Source organism: Weissella viridescens (assembly GCF_003862435.1).
Lineage (GTDB): Bacteria > Bacillota > Bacilli > Lactobacillales > Lactobacillaceae > Weissella > Weissella viridescens_A.
On sequence record NZ_RHGY01000002.1, the window covers coordinates 156,633 to 181,894 of the forward strand.

Below are 25,262 nucleotides of genomic sequence, written 5' to 3' on the forward strand. Positions count from 1 at the left end.
ATCTTATCGAAATTCAACAAAGAATAGGGGGCCAGCGAACAAACCTCAATAAAATTTACTTTTCGTTGTGATTTCTCAATAATTATTAAAGCTTTTTTATAAAAGATTTTACGAAGTCATTAGATATTAAAAAGCGCTAACCAATTTTGGCTAGCGCTTTTTTTAGCGTTGATCATTATAATTTTTTAGTTCTGGTGACAAAATGTAGGGGACTTGTGCTAAATCCGTCACATTTTTGGCACCGACTAATGCGTACAATTCCGTTAACTGTTTTTGCCAACGGGTAATTTCAGCAATCAAACCATCAACATCAGTCGTTAATAAGGTATGGAGAAAATGCCCCGCAACACCAACTGTTTGCGCACCCATAACCTGTGCTTTTAAAATGTCGAGTGGTGATTGAATCCCGCCAGTGGCAAATATAGTCACGCCATCTTGTGCACGTTGCGCTTCCAAAAGTGATTCCGCGGTCGTTTGACCCCAGTCATATAAAAAGGCATATTGATCCGGCGTTTCACGATTTCGACGATCTTCAATTTGAGCAAAGTTCGTTCCTGAACGACCACCAATATTCACGTATTGCACACCCAGGGCAGAAAGCTCATTAATGCTTTGCGCATCCATCCCAAAGCCGACTTCTTTTACGATTACGGGCACATTCACCTGCTCAACAATGGCTTTAATATTATCTTTCCAGTAAAAAGCATCGTCACCTTCCGGCATTACTGTTTCTTGGGCTGCATTGATGTGGACTTCCAAAGCATCCGCGTGGATTAAGTCAATCGCTTTTTGGGCGTTTTCAGCAGAATGACCTGCACCGATATTCGCCATCAAAAAGCCATCTGGATTCACTTCGCGAGCAATTTGAAAACTTGCAGCTTGAGCTGGCTCTTTAATGGCAATACTCTCTGAACCAACAGCCATCGCAATGCCAGTTGTACGTGCAGCTAGCGCAAGCTGTTGGTTAATTTCGCCTGTTTTTTCACTACCACCAGTCATCGCTTCAATATAGAAGGGATATTGCCAATTGAAATCAGGATTTTGAACCGTTAGATCAACATCTGAAATCCCAATTTCAGGCAAAGGACGATGAATAAGTCGCACATCTTCCAAAGAAGAAGTGGGTGGGGTCCGTCGAAAGTTTGATTCAGCCAGTGCCAAATGTTCATTCTTACGATGGGCTTGTCCTGATTCTGTCATAAAGCCTCCTAAGTTTCTGGGGTCGCAATTTCGAGTTGCAAGGGAATAATGTCACGTGCTTGCCATGCCTTCTTTAATGCCATTTCAGTCGCCTCATTTTGAACAATTGCTAAACCATTATCTCCGTTACCTGCTCCTGAAATCTTAGCTGCAATACCACGGCGATATGCTGAACTTAACAATTCGCGTAGTTTCGGTGTCACATAGTTAATGTGCATAAAATCAGCAAACTTAACCAGTGCTTGTTGGTTTAGACGTAAATTCGTTCGGAAAGAAATGTAATCAGCCTGTTGAATATTTTTTTCTAAGCGCTTGATTAATGGCGTCGTTTTAGACCCCAAACGTTCTTTATAAATCCGGGCTACTTTTGCATTAATCGTCAATAATTGCTGCGTATCAGCTGGTTGTCCCGTCCAGCCAACAACAAGTCGCCAATTTGATGGAAACGCAATATCGTGAATATCTAGTTTTGGCCAGTCGGTCGCAATGAGCGCTGATAGCTGACAGTTTGACTTTGATAATTCAGTTTCAAGCCACTGATTATCAAATCGACTATAAAAAATAAGACTCTCAAAACTTGCGGCCGCAACATCACCCATAGATCCGGCTTTAAAACTGTCTAAGGAGCTCAGCGTAATTGCGCTCAGTTTAAATAATTCAAGCCGTGATAGAGACAGTTGATAGTGGTGGGCGATGCCTTTAATCAAAGCCACGACAGTCGCAGCCGATGAGCCCAAACCAATTTTCTTGCCGTCTTGGTCTAAATCACTTGCTAATTTAATAGATAGACTCGTCAGAGTCTGCTGATGCTCTGCCAGCCACAATGACATCACTTGCAATGTTTTAGTGGTTAGGTTCCAAGTATCATCCAAAGTTTGCTGATCAAGTTGATCTAAGTGAATCAGTTTTTGGCCTAATTTATCACTATCGATTGTTATTACTGGCTTTGTTTCATCAACATCAGCGATGATTACTGTCATATATCGGTTTACAGCAAAAATAATGCTGGCTTGGCCCGGTAGTGTAATGGCATATTCTCCGGCTAAGTATAACTTACCGGGTGCCTTTACCTGCGTGATCATATCTGTTCTCCTTCAACAATCTGTAGGCCAGGTCCAGGTGTCGCCACAACAGTTGTGACATCAGGCATCAACTGTCGCAGACGCGCTTGGATTTGGTCAGTATCCGCAGCTTTTGAAATCAATTTCACATTTGGTCCAGCATCCATCGTGGCATAAACGTCAATACCTTCCTGACGTAACTGCGCCGCCATCTGGATAACGGTCCATGATGCATCCGTTAAATAATTAAATGGCGGACACGCTGTCGTATTCGTTGCATGCATTTGTAAAGCATTCGCCTCAGCCATCTGGCCCAGTTGCGTAAAATCATGGTTTGCAATTGCATTTTCCATTGGCACTGTTAAAGCATTCGTATTATCAACCCATGCTTGGTAAAAAGGCGAGGTTGCCATAGTATGTTGCATTCCACCACGTGAATCAATCTTTTTAGGCTGGTCATTAACCACAACTGTTAACAACTGAATATCCCAGTCAACATCTTCAACTAATGGTGTGGCAAAAGAGGTTTGGTCATCAACACCACGCACCCATTCGACAAACCCACCATAAATTGAACGGGAAGCAGAGCCGGAACCACGACGGGCTAAGCGACTCAATTCCTCAAGAGAAAGTTCGAGTCCGGCCGCACGGCTAGCCGCACCAGCAAGCGCTGCAAATGCAGAAGCAGAAGACGCCAGGCCAGCAGCAGTAGGTACGTGGTTAGTTGATTTCACATAAGCCCGGGTTGAGATATTTGCCATTGATCGCACAATATCTAAAAATTTTGATACCTTTTCACTAGACTTACCTGTTAAGGTTTCTCCATTTAAAATCACTTGATCTTCAGTTAAAGCTGTATCAAATTGCACTGTCGTATCCGTATAAAATTCGTCGAGCGTGAGAGAAATTGAGGTCGTGGTCGGAATAATTTCTTGTGGATTTGCTTTTCCCCAATATTTAAGCAGCGCAATATTTGTATGCGCTCTGGCCGTATATGCTTGCATAAACGCGACTTACCTCCGTGTATAATGTTGCATCCAAACTTCTTGTGCACCAGCTGTTTCGAGTGCCTTAATAACGTTATCAGCATGTTCTTTCGTATCCGTTAATGCGAGCATGGCACCGCCGACGCCACCACCAGTTAACTTGGCCCCGAGTGCACCAGCTTGATTGGCTGCTGTGACTAAACGGTCCAAACTAGGGTGAGAGACACCCAGATCCTGTAAATGCTGCTGTGCATCGTTCATTGCATGTCCAATCGCAGCCGTATCGCCATGTTTTAGGCCATCACGAATATTTTCAGCAATTTTTCCTAAAGCTGAAATATGTGAATTTGTTTGCTTTGGATTTGTTTCAAATTGTTCACGAACGACAGAAACAGCTAAGCCTGTCTGACCGCGAACACCAGTATCGGCAATAATTAAATAACCTTCTAAGGTCATCTCGAGTGTCTGTGTGGTTTCTTTTTTAATGAACCACACTGGCACATCGCTGGCGCAGGTTGCAGCGTCTAATCCAGAAGGTGAACCGTGCGTAACGGCTTCTTCAATATTAGCCCATTGTTGCAATTCAGCTCGTGAAAGAGGGGCATCAAAGTAATTAAAAAATGCACGAATAATTGCAATAGCAGAAGCTGCTGATGAGCCCATCCCTCGTTCTTGAGGGATTGAAGATGTAATTTCTAATAAAAATGGCATATCTGATGCATCAAAATGACGTAACAGACGGGTAAGGAGTTGACGAATCCCTTCATAAACTTCGCCCATTTCATCCATTGGGCCCTGATAATTTGGCGTAATTACCATTTGACCGGCCTGACGACTACTTAACTTAGCGGTCATCGGCAGATCAGGAAGGGGCACAGCGATTGCTGGTTGGCCATATACGACCGAGTGATCTCCAATTAGAATCACTTTGGCGTGACTGGTTCCAGTACTTTGACTTTCCATATTAAAACCACCAATCTACYTAATTTATATTTTATTTCCATAGGTAAAATAATTCATACTTGTAAATTCTAACAAAAATGAATTGAATATGCCATAAATCAACCTTAGCATGTCAAAAGTCAGTTGAGTTTTGACATATCCGCGGGCCGATTCTCAAAATCAAAAGCAAACATGTTATAATAAGGTAAGAAATTAGACAAGGTTGTGATCGAAAGATGCAAAAAAAAGACATATATGCTGTTGTTGATCTAGAGACAACCAAAACATCACAAGATGATGGGCATATCATACAAATTGCGATTGCATTTGTACAAAACAAAACAATTATTAATCAGTTCTCGACGATGATTAACCCAGGAACCAATATTCCGCGTCACATCACGCAACTAACAGGCATTACCAATGGCATGGTTAAACATGCGCCATACTTTGAGGAAGTTGCCCAAACGATTCATGCCATGTTGCAAGGCACTATTTTTGTGGCCCACAATGTAAATTTTGATTTACCGTTTTTGAATGTTGAATTTTCACGATTGGGGATTACGCCACTGAACTCTGATGCCATAGATACAGTGCCTTTGAGCCAGCTTTTATGGCCAACAGCGCCTGGCTATCGGCTTGTTGATATTGCCAAGTATCTAGGCATTTTACATGAACACCCACATCAAGCTGATAGTGATGCGGCCACAACAGCAGAACTCTTCATCAGTATTTTAAATCGTGCGCAAAGTTTGCCGATGGTCACTCTTCAAGCACTGACAAATTTACCTTTAGTTTTACCACGCCAAAGTAAGCAAGTTTTAATTGATGCCTTACGGCTTAATCGAGAAAAGCCACAACCTTTGGCACATAACTTACAAGTCATTGATGGTTTAGCGATTCGCCGTTTTTCTGCACCTGCTCCGTTGGTTGATGATCAAAACGTGTCTTATCCCGCTAAACCAAATCAAAAAAAGCAATTATTTGGAGATTCACTCACTTATCGCGATGAGCAAGCCAAGTTAATGAACTTTGTTGATCACCATTATGACCAAGCTGATCAAGATTTAAGTCAAAGTGAGCCTGGGGAAGATTCGCTCGTCATTGAAGCCCCCACTGGGATGGGGAAAACACTGGGGTACACATTGCCATATGCTTACTTGGCACAAAAAAACCATAAGCAAGTCGTTGTATCAGTTCCAACGATTACTTTGCAAAATCAAGTCGTTCAAGTGATTAATCAACAATTAAATGCGATTTTGCCTTTTGAAGTCCGCGCTGTCAGTTTGAAGGGACAAACACACTATTTAAACCTGCAAAGTTTCAAGCGTTCACTAAATGTGGATGAGGGATCAGCCGCGTTACAATTTATTAAGGCCCAGATTTTAGTCTGGTTAACTGAAACGTTAACGGGTGATTTTGATGAACTTAATTTAATCAACCCACAGACTGAGTTTATGAATAAGTTGTCACAACCAGCCAATAATCCAACTGGTTCTGCTTTTTATGGGCATGAATTTAGCGAGCGTCAACATATTATTGCTCAAGAATCACAATTCTTAGTGGTCAATCATGCTTATCTTGCGAGTTATGCGCATAAGCTTGGGCCTAAAAATGATGCTGCATATTTGGTTATTGATGAACCACAACATCTACCTGATGCCGTCGTACAACAAAGTCGCCGTCAATTGAACTTCAATCGTTGGTTTGAAGATGTGAATGAAGCTGAATTCTTATTTAATCGTTCAACCAACAGTAATATTCAAACCATTTTGACTCGTATCCCTGGTGGTCGTAAATTAAAAAATCGTTTTCTGGAGAGTATTCATCAACTACAAGCAGAAATTCCACAACTTGAGACTAAGCTATATCGTCGTTTTTTGTTAAATCAAAAAGAAGTTCTAGGAACAGGCGTCCACGATTTTCCGATTGATTTACATGAATTAGCACAATTCTGGGTGGAACAAGCTGGACGGGTCCAAAAAATTCACCAAGGAATTACTGACTTACAAACCAGCTTAAATGATTTTCTTGATGAATTCAGTCAGCTAAAGCACGTCTTTTCAATTGATGAACGCCAAACAATTGCTGATTTTCGTCGTTGCTTAAATCTGATTGCAAATTCTGAAAATAGTTTAACGGTCTTCCAACAGGATTTGGTTGAATTCCCAGAAGCGAGCGTCTTTTGGTTAACGCAAAATCTCGATCAAGAAGGGCAACATCTAAAGTTGAGTGGGGGCTTATTACACACGGTTGATTACTTTAAAACCCGGGTCTACCCACACTTTATGCCAGTCACTTTGATTGGTGCGACTTTGTTTACATCAAACAAGTCAAACTATCTTTACGATCGTTTGAATATTAATCGAGCGTCGGCAGAAGTTCACACCTTTAATGATGTCTTTGATTATGCAAAGCAAAGTGAATTTATTTTAGCGAATGACGGGGTCAGTCCAACTGATGCTGCTTATGTCGACTATCTTAGCCGCACAATCGCTGATATTTTAAGTCAGGTACATGAAAATACATTGATTTTATTTAACTCGTTAGAGACGCTCCAACAAGTGTATCAGCAACTTCAGAAAATGAATGTGGCTAGCAAAAACCAACTAACCATTCTGGCTCAGGGTATCACTGGTTCACGTGGTCGAATTCTCAAACGGATGCAAAATGAACAAGGTGTCGTCACCTTAGGGGCTAATAGTTTCTGGGAAGGGATTGATTTACCGGCAGAGCAACTACGCTTGGTCATTATCACCCGGTTACCATTTGATCAACCCAATTCTATTCCACAAAAAGCTGAGGAAGCTTTCTTAAGAGCCCAAGGCCGCCAACCATTCTATCAAAGCACTTTACCAAAGGCAGTCTTGCGACTACGCCAAGGTGTTGGTCGTCTCATTCGAACACCAACGGATTACGGTGCTGTGGTCATGCTGGATGTTCGGATGCTTGAAAAGCCGTATGGAAAGACGCTCCGCAACATGTTACCGAAAACGATGCCACAAATTGAACGGTCAAGCCAATCCATTGGTTCTGAACTTGCTCAATTTTTCAAGCAGCACGACGATCTAACACAACATTCCGACTAAAATTCTCTTGGGAAACACTTTAATCTCGGACCTTTTTTTGATAAAGTAGGATAAGATGAGTCATACCAAATGTATGATCAATAGGAGGGGCTTATTATGGAGATGCGTATGGCACCTCAACGACGACGACGTCAACAACGCCGTCGTCGCTATACAATTATTGCAGTGGTTCTTGTGATTATCATCTTGGTTGTCAGCTACTTTATGGCTGTTAATCATCCAATGGCTGAAGCTAAGTCACAAATCACGCACAAGGCACAAAAAGCCCAAAAAATTGAACATGTCGATCATTTTTATCGTGTTGCCCGTTCACATACGTATTATTCAGTGACTGGTAAAAATAAAGATAATCAGGCGGTCGGTGTTATCAATCGTAAGGGTTCTAATAAATTAACCACTGTTAAAATGGCAGATGGATTAAGTGCTAAAGATATTCAACAAACTGTCAAAAATAATTATCCGGTTAAAAAGATTACATCACTCGGCTTAGCAACCTATGAAGGAGTGCCTGCTTGGGATGTTACCTTTATCGATAAACGTGATAATTTGAATTTTATGACATATCAATTTAAGAACGGTAAGGTTTTGCGTTCCGTTCAAAACTTCTAAAAATACTTTTTACAAGGAGCTACAGTTATGGAAACGATTCGCATTGAGGATGCACCACATTTTGTTGGACAGAAGGTACGTTTAGGCGCTTGGTTGCGTAATAAGCGTGGCTCAAACAAAATGCAATTCTTGCAACTACGTGATGGTACTGGTTTCTTCCAAGGTGTTGTTGCCAAAGAAGCCGTTGGGGAAGATATCTTCGCCAAGGTGAAGGCGCTAACGCAAGAAACGAGCATGTACTTAGTTGGAACAATTCGTCAAGATGACCGTTCTGACTTTGGTTATGAAATGGACGTTGAAGACGTGACAGTTGTTGGGGAATCAGAAGGTTACCCAATCACACCTAAGGAACACGGAACTGATTTCTTGATGGATCACCGTCACCTTTATCTCCGTCACATCCAACCATTTGCTGTGCTTCGTATTCGTAATACGTTGATTGCTGCAACTTATGAATTCTTCAATAAGGAAGGGTTCATTAAGATTGATTCACCATTACTAACAAGTTCAGCGCCTGAGGGAACAACGGAACTTTTCCATACAGAATACTTTGATACTGATGCTTACTTGTCACAAACTGGACAATTATATGCTGAAGCTGGTGCAATGGCCTTCGGTAAGGTATTTACTTTTGGTCCAACTTTCCGAGCTGAAAAGTCTAAGACACGTCGTCACTTGACTGAATTCTGGATGATCGAGCCTGAAATGGCTTGGATGCACCAAGATGAATCACTTGAAGTGCAAGAACGTTACATTGCTTACTTGATTCAAGCTGTCCTTGATCGTAACCAATACGAATTGGATCTCTTAGGTCGTGATAAAGACTTGTTAAAGAGCTACACACAACTACCATACCCACGTATTTCATATGATGATGCCATTACATTGCTTAAGGAAAATGATTTTGACGTTGAATGGGGTGTTGATTTTGGTTCACCTGAAGAAACCTTCTTGGCAAACCACTTCAACAAGCCTGTTTTCATCACTAACTTCCCTAAGGAAATTAAAGCCTTCTACATGAAGCGTGACGAAGAACGTGACGATATCGTTATTTCTGCTGATTTGCTAGCACCAGAAGGTTACGGTGAAATCATTGGTGGTTCAGAGCGTGATACCGATTATGATTATCTTGAAGAACGTATCAAGGATATGGGACTCAATGTTGATGATTATCAATGGTACCTTGATTTACGTAAGTATGGTGCCGTACCACATTCTGGATTCGGTCTTGGTCTAGAACGTATGGTTACTTGGGTAACCGGTGAAGAGCATATTCGTGAGGCAATTCCATTCCCACGTACAATGAATCGCTTGAAGCCATAAACAATTCAACCATTAAAAAAAGCAGATGTGCATAACATCTGCTTTTTAAAACCAAAAATTTGGAGGCGGTTAATTTTGTCGAATAATTCATTTCAAACACGTTTCTTAGCCATGGGAGACGTTTCAGTCAGCACCTATATCTTGACCCACTACCAACAATTAGGGATGAGTAACGACGAATTCTTACTTTATCTCCAATTAAAGAGCCAAATCGAACACGACCATGACATCAACACAAGTAAATTGGCGAAGCAACTAGGGTGGTCGACTGAAAAAATTAATGAGCTCATCGAACACATGCACACTAAAGGTTTTGCTAATCTGGTCTCTCAACATGATGAACAAGGTCGTGTTGCAACCAGTATTGATTTTTCACCATTGTACGATAAAATCATGCAAAGTAATGGTAACTACACTTCCACGACAGCGGGCGAACGGGTCGCGAGTGGTGGTGCCGTTGTTGCGGAAACGGCTAACAATAATGATCAACCAACGCGTAGCGATATTTTTAACATGATTGAACAAGAATTTGGCCGTCCATTGAGTAGTATGGAACTGAGCACGGTTAAAGATTGGTTTGACATTGATCATTTCCGACCTGACTTTATTAAAGCTGCGCTGCAAGAAGCCGTTATGAACCAAGCACTGAGCTTACGCTACATTGAAACCATTTTAGTCGCATGGCAAAAAAAGAACTACCATTCACTTAATGATATCTATGGCGAACGTAAGAATCGCCAACAATATAAGCAGGCTAATACCGATGAAATGCCACAAGTGAATACTGATATTGATATTATGAATATAGATTTAAACAATCTTTAGACACAAATTAAAAAGTCCCAGATATGCATTCGCATATCTGGGACTTTTTATTTTCATTAAGGCGTTGGACTTCCTGCTGCGCTGCTACTTGTAGAGACCGCAGAAGATGAAGTTTGTTGATTCTCATTCCCAGTTACTGGTGGTGTGACCGTTGATTGATCATTCGAAGAATTTACACTTGAACTAGCAGGTGTTGCGCCACCATTAGTAATGGTTTGTTGAGATGAGCTTTCAGTCTCACGACTTGAGCTTGATTCACCACGAAGTGCGTTACGGGTATCAGGGTTCAAAATTGTTGAACTACTTGAGTTACCGACGGTAGATTGCTTACCATCATCTTGAGCTTGTAACTTAGCAAGCCCAGGATCCTTAAATGAGGCTCCACGCACTTCATATTCTTGCTTACCGTACTTATTAACTTCCTTAACACTTGATGGGGCAGTCCAGTCCGAACCGTCTGCATCAATTACGCCAGAAGTCATAATGTAATTCATCAAAGCCTTATAAGACTCCAATGCAAGCATTTGATCTGAACCAGACGCTAAGTAATGACCAGGCGTGTTTGGCTCATCATAACCGGTCCAAGATGAGATTGTGGCAGTCTTTGTATAACCAGTAAACCATGTATCAGATGCGGCACCATCAGGAACCTTAGCATCATCCGCATAACCGGTTGTACCAGTCTTACCAGCTTGTGCATATTCTGGTGTATCCACAATACTTGCATATGAATCAGTCACAACTGACTTCATCATACTTGTTAACATGAAGGCTGTTGAGGTCTTCATGGCACGTTGACCAACTGGCTTCATCTCTTTGACATCACCATTTTGCTCAGAAATACTTGAAACGTAGTAAGGCTTGTAATAAGTTCCACCATTTTCGAAGGCTGAGTATGCAGCTGCTTCTTGTTCAGTTGAAACATCAATTCCAATCGCATTACTTGGTACCAAGTTTTCGGCCTTCGTGTTGATACCTAGCTTAGTCATAAAGTTCGCAGCATCTTTAGCACCAACAGACTCATAGGCACGAATTGCTGGAATGTTTCGAGACTGAGCAATCGCGTTACGCATCGTCATCGGACCATCGAACTTGTGATCGAAGTCATACACCTTCGTGTTGGTACCAGGGTAGGTGTAAGGCGTATCATTCAACGCACGATATGTTGGCCAGTTGAGATGTTCAACTGCTGGCCCGTAATCAACCAATGGCTTGGCAGTTGATCCAGATGATCGTGTGGTTTGTTGCGCACGATTCAATCCGAATGTGGTGTCATTCTTACGTCCACCGATTTGGGCAATCACTTTACCGTTCTTTGGATTAGCAACCGTCATCGCTAATTGCAAATCATCACTTGGCCATTGTACATCTGTATCGCCGTTAGCAATATCATAAGCCTTCTTTTGAACGTCGAGATTCAAGTTCGTGTGAACCTTCAAACCATCCTTAGTTGGATCATAACCCATCTTTTGCAATTCACTCAATGTTGATGAGATATAGGCATCTGATACCTTAGCACTTTCAGCTGATTTTTCAGAATCAGGGTGATCAATTTGCAACCCAGATGAAAGGGGAACCTTTTTGTATTCAGCCAATTGCTTTGCTGAGATGACATTGTTTTCCTTCATCGCCGTTAACACAGTATCACGTCGAATCTTAGCACCCTTAGGGTTAGTGTAGGGATCATATCCTGAAGGTGATTGTGGTAACCCAGCAATCAGAGCAATTTGTGGCGTTGAGAGCTTATCAAGTGGCTTACCATAGTAATACTCAGCCGCCGTCTTCATCCCATAAACACCATTACCCATATACACTTTGTTCATATAAAGGGTTAAGATTTGATCTTTTGAATATTTCTTTTCAAGATTTACGGCTAGGTATGCTTCTTGCGCCTTACGCTTTAACGTTTGATCGGCAGAAGAAGTTGAAAAGACGGTTAACTTAACTAATTGCTGCGTCAAAGTTGACCCACCTTGCAATCCAAGGGAAGAACCTGTGAAGTTAGCAAATGTTGCCCCTAAAATACGACGAGGGTCAACTCCGTGGTGCTTATAGAAACGCTTGTCTTCAATTGAAACAACCGCCTCTTTTAATGAATCAGGAATTTCTGATTCTTTGGCAACTTCACGCGTTTGATTACCTGTTGTGTAAAACACTTTACCTGATGAATCAAGTAATTGGGTTTGGGATGTGCCACGTAATGCACTATCCGTAATCTTTGGGGCACTTGAGGCATAGTATGTAAACATACCTGTACCAACTGTAATCCCTAAAACACCGACGACTGCAACCGTGATAATACCATTACGCCAATAATGTTTTGAATTATTCGTCTTCTTTTGTCTTTGTGAGCGACTATTTGGATTCTTATTTGGATCCTGTCGACTCACACGTGATGATTCATCACTCATGTCAATACTCCTTAAAATTTAACGTTGCGCCAATAACAAATCAATCGCATCTAAGTAGGGGAGTGTTGGGTTTAGCCCAAACGGAATCTTTACCCCGTGCTCGACAATCTCAGAATATGGAATTGATTTACGTTGGGTCTGTTGTTGATCCCAAAATTGAATCAACAAATCAGCCCAAATGGCAAACGTTTCTTGCCGGCTCGTAAACCGTATAATCATAAAAGCGAGTCCAGCTTGCGCTTGGACACGTTTGAGATGTTCCACTTGATGCGCGTGCACATTCTTTAATGGAAAGGATTGTTTGTTTGCCGTCTCTTTAGCATCAAAATCAATATACTTACCATTATACACACCATTGTAGTCTGTTGTAGACGCTTCTCTAAAATATCCTTCAGTAATCTTAGCTGCAGAACGCGCCGGATAATCAACATGCACAATTTGAATTGGTGTAGGTTTCTTATAAATGACGGCACGGTCCGTGGCTAAGTAATACGCATTCGCGTGATTTAACTCTTCTTCAAGCGTCATACCTCGCTTTGCTTGGTTAGTGGGTTGCATCGTTGGTTGATTTGGCTTATCAGGTGCAACAAACTTTTGCCCATTTGGATAGTTAATCGCCATAAAAACTCCTCAATTCCACTAATATCTAATCAATTATAGCAAATATTTTTTTTATTTAGCAATTTTACAGTTATTTTTTTCGAAATTCGTTATAATTTAACCTTATCTAAGGGAAATAGGACTAATATAGACGAAGTTATGGAAAGAAAATGGATTACTGGCTTTACACAATACGAACTTGGCATCTTCAAGGATACCGATCCCCGTGTTGCTGTAATTAAATTTGCCATTCAAAAAAAATTAAAACAGGACTTAGAGAATAGTGACGATACATACTGGGTCATTACTGGGGGACAGTCTGGGATTGAGCAATGGGCCGCTGCTTCAGCACTTGAATTGAAGGCAGAGTATCCACAACTGCAAGTTTCCATCATGACACCATACCAACAGTTTGGTTCCAATTGGAAGCAAGAACGTCAAGATCAACTACAGAATTTAATTCAACAGGTTGATTTTTCAGCATCGGTGTCACCACAATCGTATCAAAATGCTGGACAACTTCAAAATTATCAACAGTTTATGCTGACCCATACGGATAATGCGCTTTTGTTTTATGATGAGCAAGTGGAAGACTCAAAAGTACGCTTTGCACAAAAAGGAATGCACCAATTTCAACAGCATCATCCAGACTATGATGTGTTTCAAATTGATTTTGAAAAACTCCAAGACTTTGCTGAAGAATACGCAGATCAACAATCTGATTGGTCGTAAATCATAATTTAGTTTTGTATTTGTCGTTTAAAACTGGTAAAATTAACAATACGTATAAGAGATAAAGGAGTTTCACTCATGGAAAATGTGCAACATACTCGTGAAGATATTTTAAATAAAGAATTTAAGAATACACGCATTGGTTCAGGTTATGATAAGACTGATGTTGACGCCTATTTAGATGAAATTATGGGTGACTACCAAATCTTCCAAAACAACATTGATGAATTGGAAAGTCAAAATGAAAAGTTAAAGGCACAAGTTGCAGAACTTACAAAGCAAGTAACGGCTGCTCAAGCAGTTTCTGCAAGTAATCCAACGCAAGCTGCACCAACGACAAATGTTTCAAACACTAATATGGATATTTTGAAGCGTTTGTCTAACTTAGAACGTCGTGTCTTTGGAACTGTTTCTGATGGAAATGGCGCTACAAACCCAGCAGAACCAACAGTTACTTCAGCAACAACACCTGGTAGTCAAGCGCAAACAGCAACACGTGTTAAGCCAACTGAAGTTGGACAAGAAACAATTGTCGCAAACTTTTCACAACAAGGGACTACTCAAAGTCAAAATTAAGTGTATAATGTTTAGTACTGATGTATTGGTAGGTAATTGCGTATGGCTTATGCCGTATGAGGAAAGTCCATGCTCGCACTGACTGCGATGTCAGTAGTGTTCGTGCTAGCTGAAAAAATAAGGCTAGGCAGCTTTCAAAGTTGACGGCCAACGAATGACCTAAGGGTTTTTCCTACGGTTTAATAGTTGCTAAGGTGCCACAGTGACGAATCACGCCAGAAATGATGTGAATGGAACGCGGTAAACCCCACGAGCGGGCAACCCAAACTTTGGTAGGGGCGCTTGACCTAGCTAATTGAAGCGATGGTCGGGGAGATAGCAATATCTGAGATAGATGATTACCACCACATAAAGAATGCCATCCTTTGTGTGGAACAAAACATGGCTTACAGCCAATACATCCGGCAAAGCCGGCGTCCTTGTGGCGTCGGCTTTTCTTTTTTCCTAATTCATGCAAACAGACAAAACAATTGGAGCAATTACATGCAAACTTTTAAATTAATGGCCACGATGGGGGCTGGACTTGAAGCCATTGTGGCTAAAGAACTCAAAGATATGGGCTATGCCACACAAACCGAAAATGGTCGTGTATATTTCTCAGGTGATATGACTGATATCTATCGCACAAACCTTTGGTTACGAACAGCTGATCGGATTAAGATTGTGGTGACAGAATTTTCGGCCTACACCTTTGATGAGCTTTTTGAAGGCGTGAAAGCATACCCATGGGAAGAGTTACTTCCGTACGATGCTGAATTCCCTGTGAATGGTCGTTCAAAGAATTCAACGCTACATTCGGTACCTACTGTACAAGCCATCACGAAAAAGGCCATTGTTGAACATCAATCAGAACATTTCCATGCGCATGGGCACTTACCTGAAACTGGTAATCGCTATGTACTAGAGACTGCCATTGATAAGAACCAAGTTATGATTACCCTAGACACCACCGGTGATTCACTCTTTAAGCGTGGATACCGTACTGAAAAGGGTGGTGCGCCACTAAAGGAAACGATGGCAGCAGCATTAGTCAAGTTAGCCCACTGGTTTACTGACAATCCATTCGTTGATCCAACAACCGGATCAGGGACCATTGCCATCGAAGCAGCCTTAATGGGGCGTAATATTGCCCCTGGTCTTAACCGTGAATTTGATATTTCACAATGGGACTGGTTCGACCAAAATATCAGCCAAAAGTTAAAGGCGGAAGCACGTCAAATGATTGATTTTGACGTTGAATTAGACATCGAAGGCTTTGATATTGATGGAAGCATGATTGAAATCGCCAAGGCCAATGCGGACGCAGCTGGTGTTGGCGATGATATCACTTTCAAACAATTAGCAGCCAAAGACTGGTCAACCGATAAAATTAATGGTGTGATTGTGGCAAACCCACCTTATGGGGAACGTTTAGGGGATGAAGACGCCGCTGAACAATTGTACGCCCAAATGGGACACATCTATAACCAAATGCCAACTTGGTCAAAGTATATTCTGACTTCAGATGAAAACTTTGAAGAAGCATTTGGGGCAAAAGCAACTAAGAAACGTAAATTATATAACGGTGCCATGAAGGTTGATTTGTATCAATACTGGGGTAAGAAAATCCGTTAGTCCTTAAATTATAGAAGCAGGAAGGGGTAGACACTATGAATCCTTTATTAGAGGGAATGAATGAGAAACAAGCTGAAGCTGTTTTAACGACTGAAGGGCCACTATTAATTATGGCTGGTGCTGGTTCTGGTAAAACGCGTGTTTTGACCCATCGCGTTGCCCACTTAATTGAAGATGAGAATGTCCTACCTTGGCGAATCCTTGCGATTACCTTTACCAATAAGGCCGCCCGTGAAATGCGTGAACGAATTGGCCAACTGGTCTCTCAAGAAGATGCCCAAGCCGTCTGGGTTTCAACCTTCCACGCTTTGGCGGTCCGTATTTTACGTCGTGATATCGATCGTTTAGGTTATAAAAAAGATTTCACAATTATTGATGCTTCTGCACAACGTAGTTTAATCAAGCGTACTTTAAAAGATTTAAATGTGGATATTGAAAAATATGACCCACGCTCCGTGCTTTCGGCGATCTCAAATGCAAAAAATGCGATGGAGACGCCTGCTGATTATGCAGAACGCGCCAATGGTCCATTTGAAGAAATTGTAGCCAAAGCATACAAGGCTTACCAGCACCAATTAGCCTTAGCCCAATCAGTCGACTTTGACGATCTGATTATGCTTACAATTGAGCTTTTGGAAAAAGAACCTGAAGTCTTAAACTTTTATCAAAACAAGTTCCAATACGTGCACGTCGATGAGTACCAAGACACCAACGATGCCCAATATCGTTTAATTCGTTTATTGTCTGGATTGCATCGCAATCTTGCTGTTGTGGGTGACTCAGATCAGTCTATCTATGGTTGGCGTGGTGCAAATATGCAAATCATGCTAAATTTCACCAAAGACTACCCAGATGCAAAAACTGTTATGCTTGAACAAAATTACCGTTCAACGCAAACCATTTTGGATGCTGCCAATGCTGTCATCACCAACAATCAAGAGCGTATTGCCAAGAATCTTTGGACCGATAATGGGGCAGGTGAAAAGATTACGTATTACCGCGCCCAATCAGATCGAGATGAAGCTTATTTTGTCTTGTCACAAATTCAAAAGCTTAAAAAGGAAGGTCAATATGATTATAAGGATCAGGCCATCTTATATCGAACGAATGCGCAATCCCGTGGAATGGAAGAAGCTTTAGTTAAAGCCAATATTCCTTACACAATTGTCGGTGGTTCAAAGTTCTACGATCGTAAAGAAATTCGCGATGTCTTAGCATACTTTACATTGCTCACAAACCCAGCTGAAAACGAAAGCTTTTTGCGGGTTGTGAATGAACCTAAGCGTGGTATTGGTCAAACCAGTATTGATCGCTTGCGTGCCTTTGCTAATCAGCAAGACTGGACCCTTTTGGATGCTGCTAAAAATGCGAGTTTGATTCCAGGCATGACGGGTCGCGCGGCCAATCAATTAACCAAGTTTGCCACGATGATTGAAAATCTCCAAAAGCAAACGGAATTTGATCTTTCAATCACTGATCTGACGAAGCAAATTCTCGAACAATCTGGTTACGAACAATTTTTGCAAGATCATCCAACCCCAGAAAATCAAGGTCGCCTTGAGAATCTGGCCGAATTCCTATCAGTAACAGCTGAATTTGATGAACATTATGAGCCAACGGATGAGAGTGTTTCAAAATATGCCGATTTTCTATCTGAACTAGCCCTAGTTTCAGATTTGGATAACCTGGACGAAGCAACTACTAACCAAGTAACATTAATGACTTTGCACGCAGCTAAGGGACTAGAATTCCCAGTCGTCTATATGGTCGGCATGGAAGAATCATTATTCCCATTGGCCGGAGCATTATCAGATGATGCTCAAATGGAAGAAGAGCGTCGTCTGGCCTATGTGGGAATTACGCGTGCGCGCGAGAAGCTCTATATTACAAATGCATATTCCCGTTTACTCTATGGGCGAACTTCAAATAACCAACCATCACGCTTCATTTCTGAAATTAACCCAGCTTTACTTGAGTCACCTGAAAATCAACGTCTTTCAAGTACCCAAAACCAAGAAAGCAATTATCCTTTCTCACAGCGTTCACAACCAGCGACAGGTACGACCTTCACTGGCCGTCGCGCACCTGAGAATAAGAATACCAGTATGCAACGTGCCACTTCTCAACCATTCAATAAGCCTGAACAATCAAGCGTTGAATGGCATGATGGTGATCAAGTCCAACACAAAAAGTGGGGGATTGGTCGTGTTGTGAAAACGTCTGGTAGTGGTGAAAACCAAGAACTTGATATTGTTTTCCCAAATCAAGGTATCAAGCGCTTGTTAGCAGCGTTTGCCCCAATTGAAAAGTTTGAAGAGTAGTTAGGAGTTAAGATGTCAGATAAAGCAACCATTCAAGCCAAGATTCAAACCCTTGAAACTGAGCTTAAACAATGGGCTCAAGAGTATTATGAAAATGATGCGCCTAGTGTTGAAGATGCCCGATATGATAAAGCCTACGCCGAATTACAGGCACTTGCCAAAGAGCATCCGGAACTTATTGCTGATGATTCAATTACAAAACAAGTCGGGGGAACACGCCTTAAAAATGACTTACCAAAGGTTGATCACCCCGTCCCAATGCTTTCATTGGGTGATGTCTTTTCAATTGATGAATTACAAGAGTGGATGACGACGGCACAAAAACAAGTCGATACCCCTTTGACATATAATGCAGAATTAAAAATCGATGGTTTGGCCATTAGCTTAATTTATGAAAATGGGAAGTTAGTACAAGCTTCAACCCGTGGTGATGGTACGATTGGTGAAGATGTGACAGCCAATGTGTTGCAAATTGCAGAAATTCCACAGACATTAACTGAACCCGTTTCAGTTGAAATCCGTGGTGAGGTCTATATGAATAAGGCTAACTTTGTCGCTTTGAACCAACAACGCGAGCACGATGGCTTAGCAACATTTGCCAACCCACGTAATGCTGCTGCGGGGTCATTACGCCAACTTGACCCATCCATCACAAAGGCGCGTAAACTCTCAGCATTTCTGTACCAAGCTGTTAATCCAATCGAGCAACTGGGTATTCAAACGCAATCAGCGCTTTTAGAACGTCTAGCTCAATTGGGGTTACCAACGAATCACGAAAATGCTGTTATTTCAACGCAAGCGCAAGCCCTCGACTATATTAACCAGGCCGATCAACGTCGAGATGAATTAACCTACGGTATTGATGGGATTGTCTTTAAAATTAATGATTTAGCCTTACAAGCAGAATACGGAAATACCATTAAAGTTCCTCGATGGGCAATCGCATATAAATTTGCGCCAGAAGAGGCAGAGACGGTGGTCCACGACATTACTTGGACCGTTGGTCGGACTGGGGCAGTAACGCCAACCGCCATCATGGATCTGGTTCAATTAGCGGGTACAACGGTAGCACGTGCCTCTTTGCATAATCCGGATTATTTACAATCTAAGGACATCCGGATTGGCGATACGGTCTTATTGCACAAAGCTGGCGATATCATTCCCGAAATCAGTGAGGTCGTTTTAAGTAAACGCCCCGCCGATGCAGAACCATACCAAATTCCAACAAGTTGTCCTGTTTGTGGACAGGAGTTAGTGCATATTGATGGCGAAGTTGTTCTACGTTGTATCAATCCACTTTGTCCAGCTCAAATTCAAGAGTCCATTACGCATTTTGCTTCACGCCAAGCTATGAATATAGACGGACTTGGTCCAAAAATTGTCACACAATTATTAGACCATGATTTGGTACACGAAGTTTCAGACCTTTATCGTCTAACCTTAGCTGAGTTAGAAGGACTTGATAAGTTTGGGGCTGTCTCAGCCAACAACCTCGTTTCAGCTATTGCCAACTCTAAAGACAATTCAGTTGAACGGCTCTTGTTCGGGTTAGGTATCCGAAATGTCGGAGCCAAAGTGGCCAAATTAATTTCAGCGCAATTTGGCTCATTACCTGCAATCGCACAAGCATCAGCTGAAGATATTGCGGCCATTCCAGGCATCGGTTTAGTCATTGGTCATAGTATTGCGCAATATTTTGCAACACCGCAAGCCAAGGACCTCTTAGCTGACTTTGAAAGTCTAGGTGTCAATATGACCTACTTGAGTGGTGCCCCCGTCCAAACTGATACCGCTTTGAGCGGTAAAAAGGTTGTCATTACTGGGAAATTGACGGCCATGACTCGTCCTGAAATGACGCAATGGCTCGAATCACAAGGCGCAACCGTTACAAATAGCGTATCAAAGAAGACTGATATCCTAATTGCTGGGGAAGATGCTGGTTCAAAATTAACAAAAGCACAAGATTTAGGGGTTGAAATTTGGTCTGAAGACCAATTACGTGCTAATATGGATAAGTAAAATTAATTTTTAGAATGAACTGCGCCCAACTACTGCATGGCGTTGAAAAGGAGATATTATGCAGTCTTATAATAAGTGGATTAAATGGGGCCTCTGGGCACTAGCAATTCTTGCGTTAGTTGGAATTCTAGTATTCTTTGGTAATTATTTCTCAAAAAATAATGTTGATAATTCCCATGAAACAGTAACAACCAAGAGTAATGGTAAAAGTGGTGTCCAAGTTACTGGAAAAACAAATAACTCAAATTACAAAACTGTGATTAAAAATGGTCATTATTTAACAAGCAAAGCCCGTGGTGTCACGGCTTCAAAAAATAATAATCAATTTAACATGATCAGTTTTGAAAATGGACTGCTTGATTTCTCTAAGGATCACTTTAGTCCTTCAGACTATGTTTTCCAAGAAGGTCAATATCTTGATTCGAATACCGCCAATGATTGGTTGGGTCGTAAATCTAAGGATAATCCATCAGGTTTGAACCCAACAGACAACAAGAAGACTGATGCATCTCGAAACCCAATTTATTTGCAAACCATTGAAGAGCAGGATTACATGAAGCAAAAAGATGGCAAACTTGAATTAGGTGGGATTGTTCTTGGGTTAGGTATGAACACTGAAGATACTTACCAAAAGGAACAATATGGTGCCAACTTTGTCCAAAAGATTAGTGCTTCTGATCGAATTGCGCAAGGTAAAGAAATGGCCAAAGAAGTTGTTCAACGCTACCGTAAAATGAATGGTATCAGTAAAGATGTCCCAATCATTGTTGCCATGTATGCGCAAGCCCCTGATGATTCATTAGCAGGTGGAAACTTCTACAGTTGGAATAAGTCTGCTTCAGGCGACAACCTTGGTAACTGGAACAAACTTAACTATAAAACGGTTACTTTGCCCATCCAAGGTGCCCAAGATGATCCAAACCAAAAGTCACCAGCTGCTGACTTAAACAAGAGCTTTACGAACTTCACTAATAATGTACAAAACTTCTTCCCAAATCTATCATCAGTGACGGGACAAGCAACGTATAAGGATAGCGAAGTCCAAGAATTGAACGTTACCATTTCAACACAATTCTACTCAGCAACAGAAATTACGAATTTCGCAAATTATGTTGCTCAAGTCGCACCAAATTACCTACCAAAGGGTGTCCCAGTTAAAATTAGCATTAGTTCATCAAGTAATATGCAAGCGTATGTTACGAAGCAAGCTAATGATGATAAATACACGACAACGATCTTGGGCAGTAACTAATTAAAAAACACTCAACTGCGGTTGGGTGTTTTTTTGCTCACTTGCAATCTAACCCTGATACAGGTAAGATATATAAAATTACTTTTTGGAGGAAGCTAACTCATGGGAATGCATCAATATCTGTCTGGACTCAACGAATTAGAAATGATTTCACGTGCCCCAGGATATTTTAAGTATCAACCACACTCAGTTGCTGCGCATTCTTGGAAGGTGACGCAGGCAGCACAGTTTCTAGGCGATCTTGAAGAACAGGCTGGCAATGCTGTTGATTGGCGCATGCTCTATGAAAAAGCACTCAACCATGATATTTCTGAGCGCTTCATCGGAGATATCCGTACTCCTGTTAAGTACGCATCAACTGAATTGCGCGAAATGCTCGCAAACGTGGAAACTAGTTTATCTGATAATTTCGTTGAGACTGAAATTCCGACTGAACTGCAAGACGTTTATAAACGCCGTTTGCATGAGGGGAAGGATGATTCACTCGAAGGGCGGATTCTTTCAGTTGCTGATAAAATTGATTTATTGTATGAAGCGTATGGTGAATTACAAAAGGGAAATCCAGAACCCGTTTTCCTTGATATCTATAAGGAGAGCCTCGAAACAATCTTCGCCTTTCGCGATATGCCAAGTGTGGCGTATTTTATCAAGGAAGTCTTACCTGAACTATTAGATGAACAATTCCCAGGTTCAGAGACATTACAACGGATTTACATCACTATTTTTAATGCCGATTAAGCAAGAGGATAGTCTGTCAAAGACTATCCTCTTTTTACCAAATGCAACTCCATTGTTAGGTTAAAACAAACTTTCTAAGTTTAACTGAACAAAGTGCGCTATAATGGAAGATGAATATTTAAGAAACGAGTAGGTGCCATGACAGACAATCACATTACACATAAACCATTTGACTTGGTTTCAAAATATAGTCCAACTGGTGATCAACCAACAGCGATTGAACAGCTAACAACTGGCGTTGAGACTGGTACCAAGGAACAAATCCTATTAGGAGCTACTGGAACTGGTAAAACTTATACCATCTCGAATGTCATCGCCAACGCCAACAAGCCCGTGTTAGTCCTCTCTCATAATAAGACCTTGGCCGGTCAATTATATGGTGAATTCAAGGAATTTTTCCCAAATAATGCGGTTGAATATTTTGTGTCTTACTATGATTACTATCAACCAGAAGCCTATGTCCCATCTTCAGATACGTATATTGAAAAAGACTCATCCATCAACGATGAAATCGATAAGTTACGTAATTCAGCAACTGCTTCATTGCTTTCACGAAGTGATACCATTGTTGTTGCTTCTGTGTCATCTATTTTCGGGTTAGGTAGTCCTGAACAATATCGTGATCACGTAATTAACTTACGCGTTGGTGAAGAAATTGAACGTAATGACTTAATGCGTAAACTTGTTGATATCCAATTCGAGCGTAATGATATTGACTTTCAGCGTGGCCGTTTCCGTGTCCGTGGTGATGTATTGGAAGTTTTCCCAGCATCATCTGATGCGAAAGCCCTCCGAATTGAATTTTTTGGAGACGAAATTGATCGGATTCGCGAAGTCGATGCCTTAACTGGTGAAGTCACAGCCGATGATGACTTTGTCTCAATTTATCCGGCAACGCACTTTATGACGAACGATTCAATTCGTAATCGTGCTGTAAAAACAATCCAGGCTGAACTAGACGAACAACTCAAGAAATTTGAAGCTGAAGGAAAGTTGCTTGAAGCACAACGTCTAAAGCAACGTACTGAATATGATATTGAAATGATTCAAGAAATGGGCTTCACAACTGGTATCGAGAACTATTCACGTCACATGGACGGACGTAAACCTGGGGAACCACCATTTACATTACTTGATTTCTTTCCTGATGACTTCTTGATTGTTGTGGACGAATCGCACGTCACGATGCCTCAAATCCGTGGTATGTACAAGGGCGACCGGGCTCGTAAAGAAACCCTGATTGATTATGGATTCCGTTTACCAAGTGCGCTTGATAATCGCCCCTTGAAAATTGACGAATTTGAAGAACACGTTAATCAGATTATTTACATGTCCGCCACTCCAGGGGATTATGAAACTGAACGAGTGAGCCCTGACCATGTGGCACAACAAATTATTCGTCCGACCGGACTTTTGGACCCTGAAATTGAAGTACGCCCGGTGCTTGGTCAAATCGATGATTTGATTGGTGAGATTAATGAACGTGTGGCAGTAGATGAGCGTGTCTTCATTACAACCTTAACGAAGAAAATGGCGGAAGATTTAACAGATTATTTGGAGGATGTTGGAATTAAGGTGAAATATCTGCACTCAGATATTAAAACCCTTGAACGAACAGAAATCATCCGTGACTTGCGATTAGGGAAGTTTGATGTCTTGGTTGGTATTAATTTGCTACGTGAAGGAATTGACGTCCCTGAAGTCTCACTTGTGGCAATTTTAGATGCTGATAAGGAAGGGTTCCTTCGCAATCCACGTTCATTAATTCAAACCATCGGGCGTGCTGCTCGAAATGAACACGGACATGTGATTATGTATGGTGATTCAATTACCAAATCCATGCAACAAGCCATGGATGAAACCGCACGTCGTCGAACGATTCAAATGGAATACAATGCAGCCCACGATATTACACCTCATACGATTAAAAAGGAAATCCGTGGTCTGATTGCGATTACGCATGAAGCCAAGGCGGATGATAATAATAATGAGAGCTTTACCCAAACTGCATTCAAGGATATGCCACGAAGTGATCAAGAAGCGACAATTGCCAATCTTGAAGATCAAATGCGTTCTGCTGCAAAGCGCCTTGACTTCGAGGAAGCAGCAAACTTACGTGACGCGGTTATGGAATTAAAACTACAAATTGGTGAATAAATCACAAAAAAAGAGCAAATACACAATGTTGTGCTTGCTCTTTTTTTATGACTTCTTTTTCTTGAAGGTTAGCATCTGATTGATTGTCGCCAATTCACCATCAATGCGGGCTTTCGCTTCGTCAATGCGTTCCAAATGGGGCTTGTTCTTAAAGTTCATTTTGTTTACACTTTTTTGCAAGTCCTTAGACGTCTGTTCAACGAGGGGCATGGCTTCCTTTAAATTGTCCATTGCCTCGCTTAATTCTTTGGAACTAACCTGGACACCTTTGACACGTAGGACGAGGGCCTTCGTATTTAAAGTGATGGCTTGGGTTGCATTACCAAATAGTTGTTTAACACCTTTAAACATAAATGCACTACTCCTTTGAGAATTGGGCGCTAATATTAGCGGCACGTTCCTTATAAACTTCGTCCGAAACAGGATGTGGTTCAGAAGGGGCGGGTAGGTCCAAACCATCATCGTGATAGCGTGGAATTAAGTGGATATGTGAATGGAAGACCGATTGTCCAGCCGCTTCACCATTGTTCATTAAAATGTTCATGCCAATAATCTTATCGTCACTGGCTTTAATTGCACGTGCAACCTTAGGAATTTTTGTCAAAACCTTTTGGGCCAATTCATCAGAATAGGCAAAAATATCAGGAACATCTGCTTTAGGTACCAACAAGGTGTGTCCAGGTGTTGCTTGGCTCAAATCCAAAAAGGCTAAAACGTCTTCATCTTCATATACTTTGTATGCTGGAACTTCACCAGCAATGATTTTATCAAAAATGTCTGCTGCCATGGTGTGCCTCCAAATATGTT

General features: G+C 41.4%; 19 protein-coding genes, 1 other RNA gene and 1 pseudogene. 13 read left to right on the forward strand and 8 right to left on the reverse strand.

Features of this window, described 5'->3' with window-relative positions; genetic code table 11:
- Positions 1-162: 162 nt before the first annotated feature.
- Genes fni through mvk form a run of 4 tightly spaced genes read right to left on the reverse strand, consistent with a single transcriptional unit; the run spans position 163 to position 4,210 of the window.
- Positions 163-1,200, reverse strand: a complete 1,038-nt coding sequence (gene fni, locus D3P96_RS03380; protein WP_124942990.1) for a type 2 isopentenyl-diphosphate Delta-isomerase — start codon at positions 1,198-1,200, stop codon at positions 163-165.
- Between the two features lie 8 nt (positions 1,201-1,208).
- Positions 1,209-2,282, reverse strand: coding sequence for a phosphomevalonate kinase (locus tag D3P96_RS03385; RefSeq protein WP_124942991.1), 1,074 nt, complete (start codon positions 2,280-2,282; stop codon positions 1,209-1,211).
- Positions 2,279-3,265 (reverse strand): diphosphomevalonate decarboxylase, encoded by a 987-nt coding sequence (mvaD, locus tag D3P96_RS03390; RefSeq protein WP_124942992.1) that lies wholly within the window; start codon positions 3,263-3,265, stop codon positions 2,279-2,281. The genes D3P96_RS03385 and mvaD overlap by 4 nt, the downstream gene beginning before the upstream one ends.
- Positions 3,266-3,274: 9 nt before the next feature.
- Positions 3,275-4,210 carry a mevalonate kinase gene (gene mvk, locus D3P96_RS03395; RefSeq protein ID WP_124942993.1) on the reverse strand — a complete coding sequence of 312 codons (936 nt, stop codon included), beginning with the start codon at positions 4,208-4,210 and terminating at the stop codon, positions 3,275-3,277.
- Positions 4,211-4,425: 215 nt separating this feature from the next.
- Between mvk and D3P96_RS03400 the strand changes: the two genes are divergently transcribed.
- The 4 genes from D3P96_RS03400 (at position 4,426) to D3P96_RS03415 (ending at position 10,035) form a co-directional block, all read left to right on the forward strand.
- Positions 4,426-7,278 carry a helicase C-terminal domain-containing protein gene (locus D3P96_RS03400; RefSeq protein WP_124942994.1) on the forward strand — a complete coding sequence of 951 codons (2,853 nt, stop codon included), beginning with the start codon at positions 4,426-4,428 and terminating at the stop codon, positions 7,276-7,278.
- A gap of 96 nt (positions 7,279-7,374) precedes the next feature.
- A complete protein-coding gene (locus tag D3P96_RS03405) occupies positions 7,375-7,887 on the forward strand; it encodes a DUF5590 domain-containing protein (protein WP_124942995.1) in 513 nt (170 codons plus the stop codon).
- A 27-nt stretch (positions 7,888-7,914) separates the two neighbouring features.
- Positions 7,915-9,210, forward strand: a complete 1,296-nt coding sequence (asnS, locus tag D3P96_RS03410; RefSeq protein WP_124942996.1) for an asparagine--tRNA ligase — start codon at positions 7,915-7,917, stop codon at positions 9,208-9,210.
- Positions 9,211-9,285: 75 nt separating this feature from the next.
- Entirely contained in the window at positions 9,286-10,035 is a 750-nt protein-coding gene (locus tag D3P96_RS03415) for a DnaD domain protein (protein ID WP_244919053.1), read from the forward strand.
- A gap of 56 nt (positions 10,036-10,091) precedes the next feature.
- Here the strand turns inward: D3P96_RS03415 and D3P96_RS03420 are convergent, their stop codons facing one another.
- Both D3P96_RS03420 and recU read right to left on the reverse strand, forming a co-directional pair.
- Positions 10,092-12,446 carry a transglycosylase domain-containing protein gene (locus D3P96_RS03420; RefSeq protein WP_124942997.1) on the reverse strand — a complete coding sequence of 785 codons (2,355 nt, stop codon included), beginning with the start codon at positions 12,444-12,446 and terminating at the stop codon, positions 10,092-10,094.
- 18 nt (positions 12,447-12,464) lie between these two features.
- Complete coding sequence (recU, locus tag D3P96_RS03425) at positions 12,465-13,067, reverse strand: Holliday junction resolvase RecU (RefSeq protein WP_124942998.1); 603 nt, start codon at positions 13,065-13,067, stop codon at positions 12,465-12,467.
- Positions 13,068-13,205: 138 nt separating this feature from the next.
- On the opposite strand from recU, the gene D3P96_RS03430 reads away from it, so the two are divergent.
- The 9 genes and pseudogenes from D3P96_RS03430 to uvrB all read left to right on the forward strand — a co-directional run bounded on the left by D3P96_RS03430 (position 13,206) and on the right by uvrB (position 24,455).
- The gene (locus D3P96_RS03430; protein ID WP_124942999.1) at positions 13,206-13,778 is read left to right on the forward strand and encodes an SLOG family protein; all 573 of its coding nucleotides are present in this window, start codon (positions 13,206-13,208) and stop codon (positions 13,776-13,778) included.
- Between the two features lie 78 nt (positions 13,779-13,856).
- A pseudogene (gpsB, locus tag D3P96_RS03435) lies at positions 13,857-14,201 on the forward strand (cell division regulator GpsB); the annotation flags it as partial.
- A 177-nt stretch (positions 14,202-14,378) separates the two neighbouring features.
- An RNA gene (gene rnpB, locus D3P96_RS03440) (RNase P RNA component class B) lies at positions 14,379-14,748 on the forward strand.
- A gap of 89 nt (positions 14,749-14,837) precedes the next feature.
- On the forward strand, positions 14,838-15,968 hold the full coding sequence (locus D3P96_RS03445) for a THUMP domain-containing class I SAM-dependent RNA methyltransferase (RefSeq protein ID WP_124943001.1): 1,131 nt from the start codon (positions 14,838-14,840) through the stop codon (positions 15,966-15,968).
- 35 nt (positions 15,969-16,003) lie between these two features.
- Complete coding sequence (pcrA, locus tag D3P96_RS03450) at positions 16,004-18,289, forward strand: DNA helicase PcrA (protein ID WP_124943002.1); 2,286 nt, start codon at positions 16,004-16,006, stop codon at positions 18,287-18,289.
- Positions 18,290-18,301: 12 nt separating this feature from the next.
- Positions 18,302-20,308: an NAD-dependent DNA ligase LigA gene (ligA, locus tag D3P96_RS03455; RefSeq protein WP_124943003.1), complete on the forward strand. Its 2,007-nt coding sequence runs from the start codon at positions 18,302-18,304 to the stop codon at positions 20,306-20,308.
- 58 nt (positions 20,309-20,366) lie between these two features.
- Positions 20,367-21,560 carry a CamS family sex pheromone protein gene (locus D3P96_RS03460; RefSeq protein WP_124943004.1) on the forward strand — a complete coding sequence of 398 codons (1,194 nt, stop codon included), beginning with the start codon at positions 20,367-20,369 and terminating at the stop codon, positions 21,558-21,560.
- A gap of 102 nt (positions 21,561-21,662) precedes the next feature.
- Positions 21,663-22,298, forward strand: coding sequence for a YfbR-like 5'-deoxynucleotidase (locus tag D3P96_RS03465; RefSeq protein ID WP_124943005.1), 636 nt, complete (start codon positions 21,663-21,665; stop codon positions 22,296-22,298).
- 138 nt (positions 22,299-22,436) lie between these two features.
- On the forward strand, positions 22,437-24,455 hold the full coding sequence (gene uvrB / locus D3P96_RS03470) for an excinuclease ABC subunit UvrB (RefSeq protein ID WP_124943006.1): 2,019 nt from the start codon (positions 22,437-22,439) through the stop codon (positions 24,453-24,455).
- 45 nt (positions 24,456-24,500) lie between these two features.
- Here the strand turns inward: uvrB and D3P96_RS03475 are convergent, their stop codons facing one another.
- Positions 24,501-24,806, reverse strand: a complete 306-nt coding sequence (locus tag D3P96_RS03475) for a hypothetical protein (RefSeq protein WP_124943007.1) — start codon at positions 24,804-24,806, stop codon at positions 24,501-24,503.
- 7 nt (positions 24,807-24,813) lie between these two features.
- Positions 24,814-25,242, reverse strand: a complete 429-nt coding sequence (locus D3P96_RS03480) for an HIT family protein (RefSeq protein ID WP_124943008.1) — start codon at positions 25,240-25,242, stop codon at positions 24,814-24,816.
- Between the last annotated feature and the right edge of the window lie 20 nt (positions 25,243-25,262).

Bases quoted from the DNA above. Each gene is read 5' to 3' on its own strand.
- fni (WP_124942990.1), bottom strand. From the start codon at position 1,200: ATGACAGAATCAGGACAAGCCCATCGTAAGAATGAACATTTGGCACTG.
- D3P96_RS03385 (WP_124942991.1), bottom strand. From the start codon at position 2,282: ATGATCACGCAGGTAAAGGCACCCGGTAAGTTATACTTAGCCGGAGAA.
- mvaD (WP_124942992.1), bottom strand. From the start codon at position 3,265: ATGCAAGCATATACGGCCAGAGCGCATACAAATATTGCGCTGCTTAAA.
- mvk (WP_124942993.1), bottom strand. From the start codon at position 4,210: ATGGAAAGTCAAAGTACTGGAACCAGTCACGCCAAAGTGATTCTAATT.
- D3P96_RS03400 (WP_124942994.1), top strand. From the start codon at position 4,426: ATGCAAAAAAAAGACATATATGCTGTTGTTGATCTAGAGACAACCAAA.
- D3P96_RS03405 (WP_124942995.1), top strand. From the start codon at position 7,375: ATGGAGATGCGTATGGCACCTCAACGACGACGACGTCAACAACGCCGT.
- asnS (WP_124942996.1), top strand. From the start codon at position 7,915: ATGGAAACGATTCGCATTGAGGATGCACCACATTTTGTTGGACAGAAG.
- D3P96_RS03420 (WP_124942997.1), bottom strand. From the start codon at position 12,446: ATGAGTGATGAATCATCACGTGTGAGTCGACAGGATCCAAATAAGAAT.
- recU (WP_124942998.1), bottom strand. From the start codon at position 13,067: ATGGCGATTAACTATCCAAATGGGCAAAAGTTTGTTGCACCTGATAAG.
- D3P96_RS03430 (WP_124942999.1), top strand. From the start codon at position 13,206: ATGGAAAGAAAATGGATTACTGGCTTTACACAATACGAACTTGGCATC.
- D3P96_RS03445 (WP_124943001.1), top strand. From the start codon at position 14,838: ATGCAAACTTTTAAATTAATGGCCACGATGGGGGCTGGACTTGAAGCC.
- pcrA (WP_124943002.1), top strand. From the start codon at position 16,004: ATGAATCCTTTATTAGAGGGAATGAATGAGAAACAAGCTGAAGCTGTT.
- ligA (WP_124943003.1), top strand. From the start codon at position 18,302: ATGTCAGATAAAGCAACCATTCAAGCCAAGATTCAAACCCTTGAAACT.
- D3P96_RS03460 (WP_124943004.1), top strand. From the start codon at position 20,367: ATGCAGTCTTATAATAAGTGGATTAAATGGGGCCTCTGGGCACTAGCA.
- D3P96_RS03465 (WP_124943005.1), top strand. From the start codon at position 21,663: ATGGGAATGCATCAATATCTGTCTGGACTCAACGAATTAGAAATGATT.
- uvrB (WP_124943006.1), top strand. From the start codon at position 22,437: ATGACAGACAATCACATTACACATAAACCATTTGACTTGGTTTCAAAA.
- D3P96_RS03475 (WP_124943007.1), bottom strand. From the start codon at position 24,806: ATGTTTAAAGGTGTTAAACAACTATTTGGTAATGCAACCCAAGCCATC.
- D3P96_RS03480 (WP_124943008.1), bottom strand. From the start codon at position 25,242: ATGGCAGCAGACATTTTTGATAAAATCATTGCTGGTGAAGTTCCAGCA.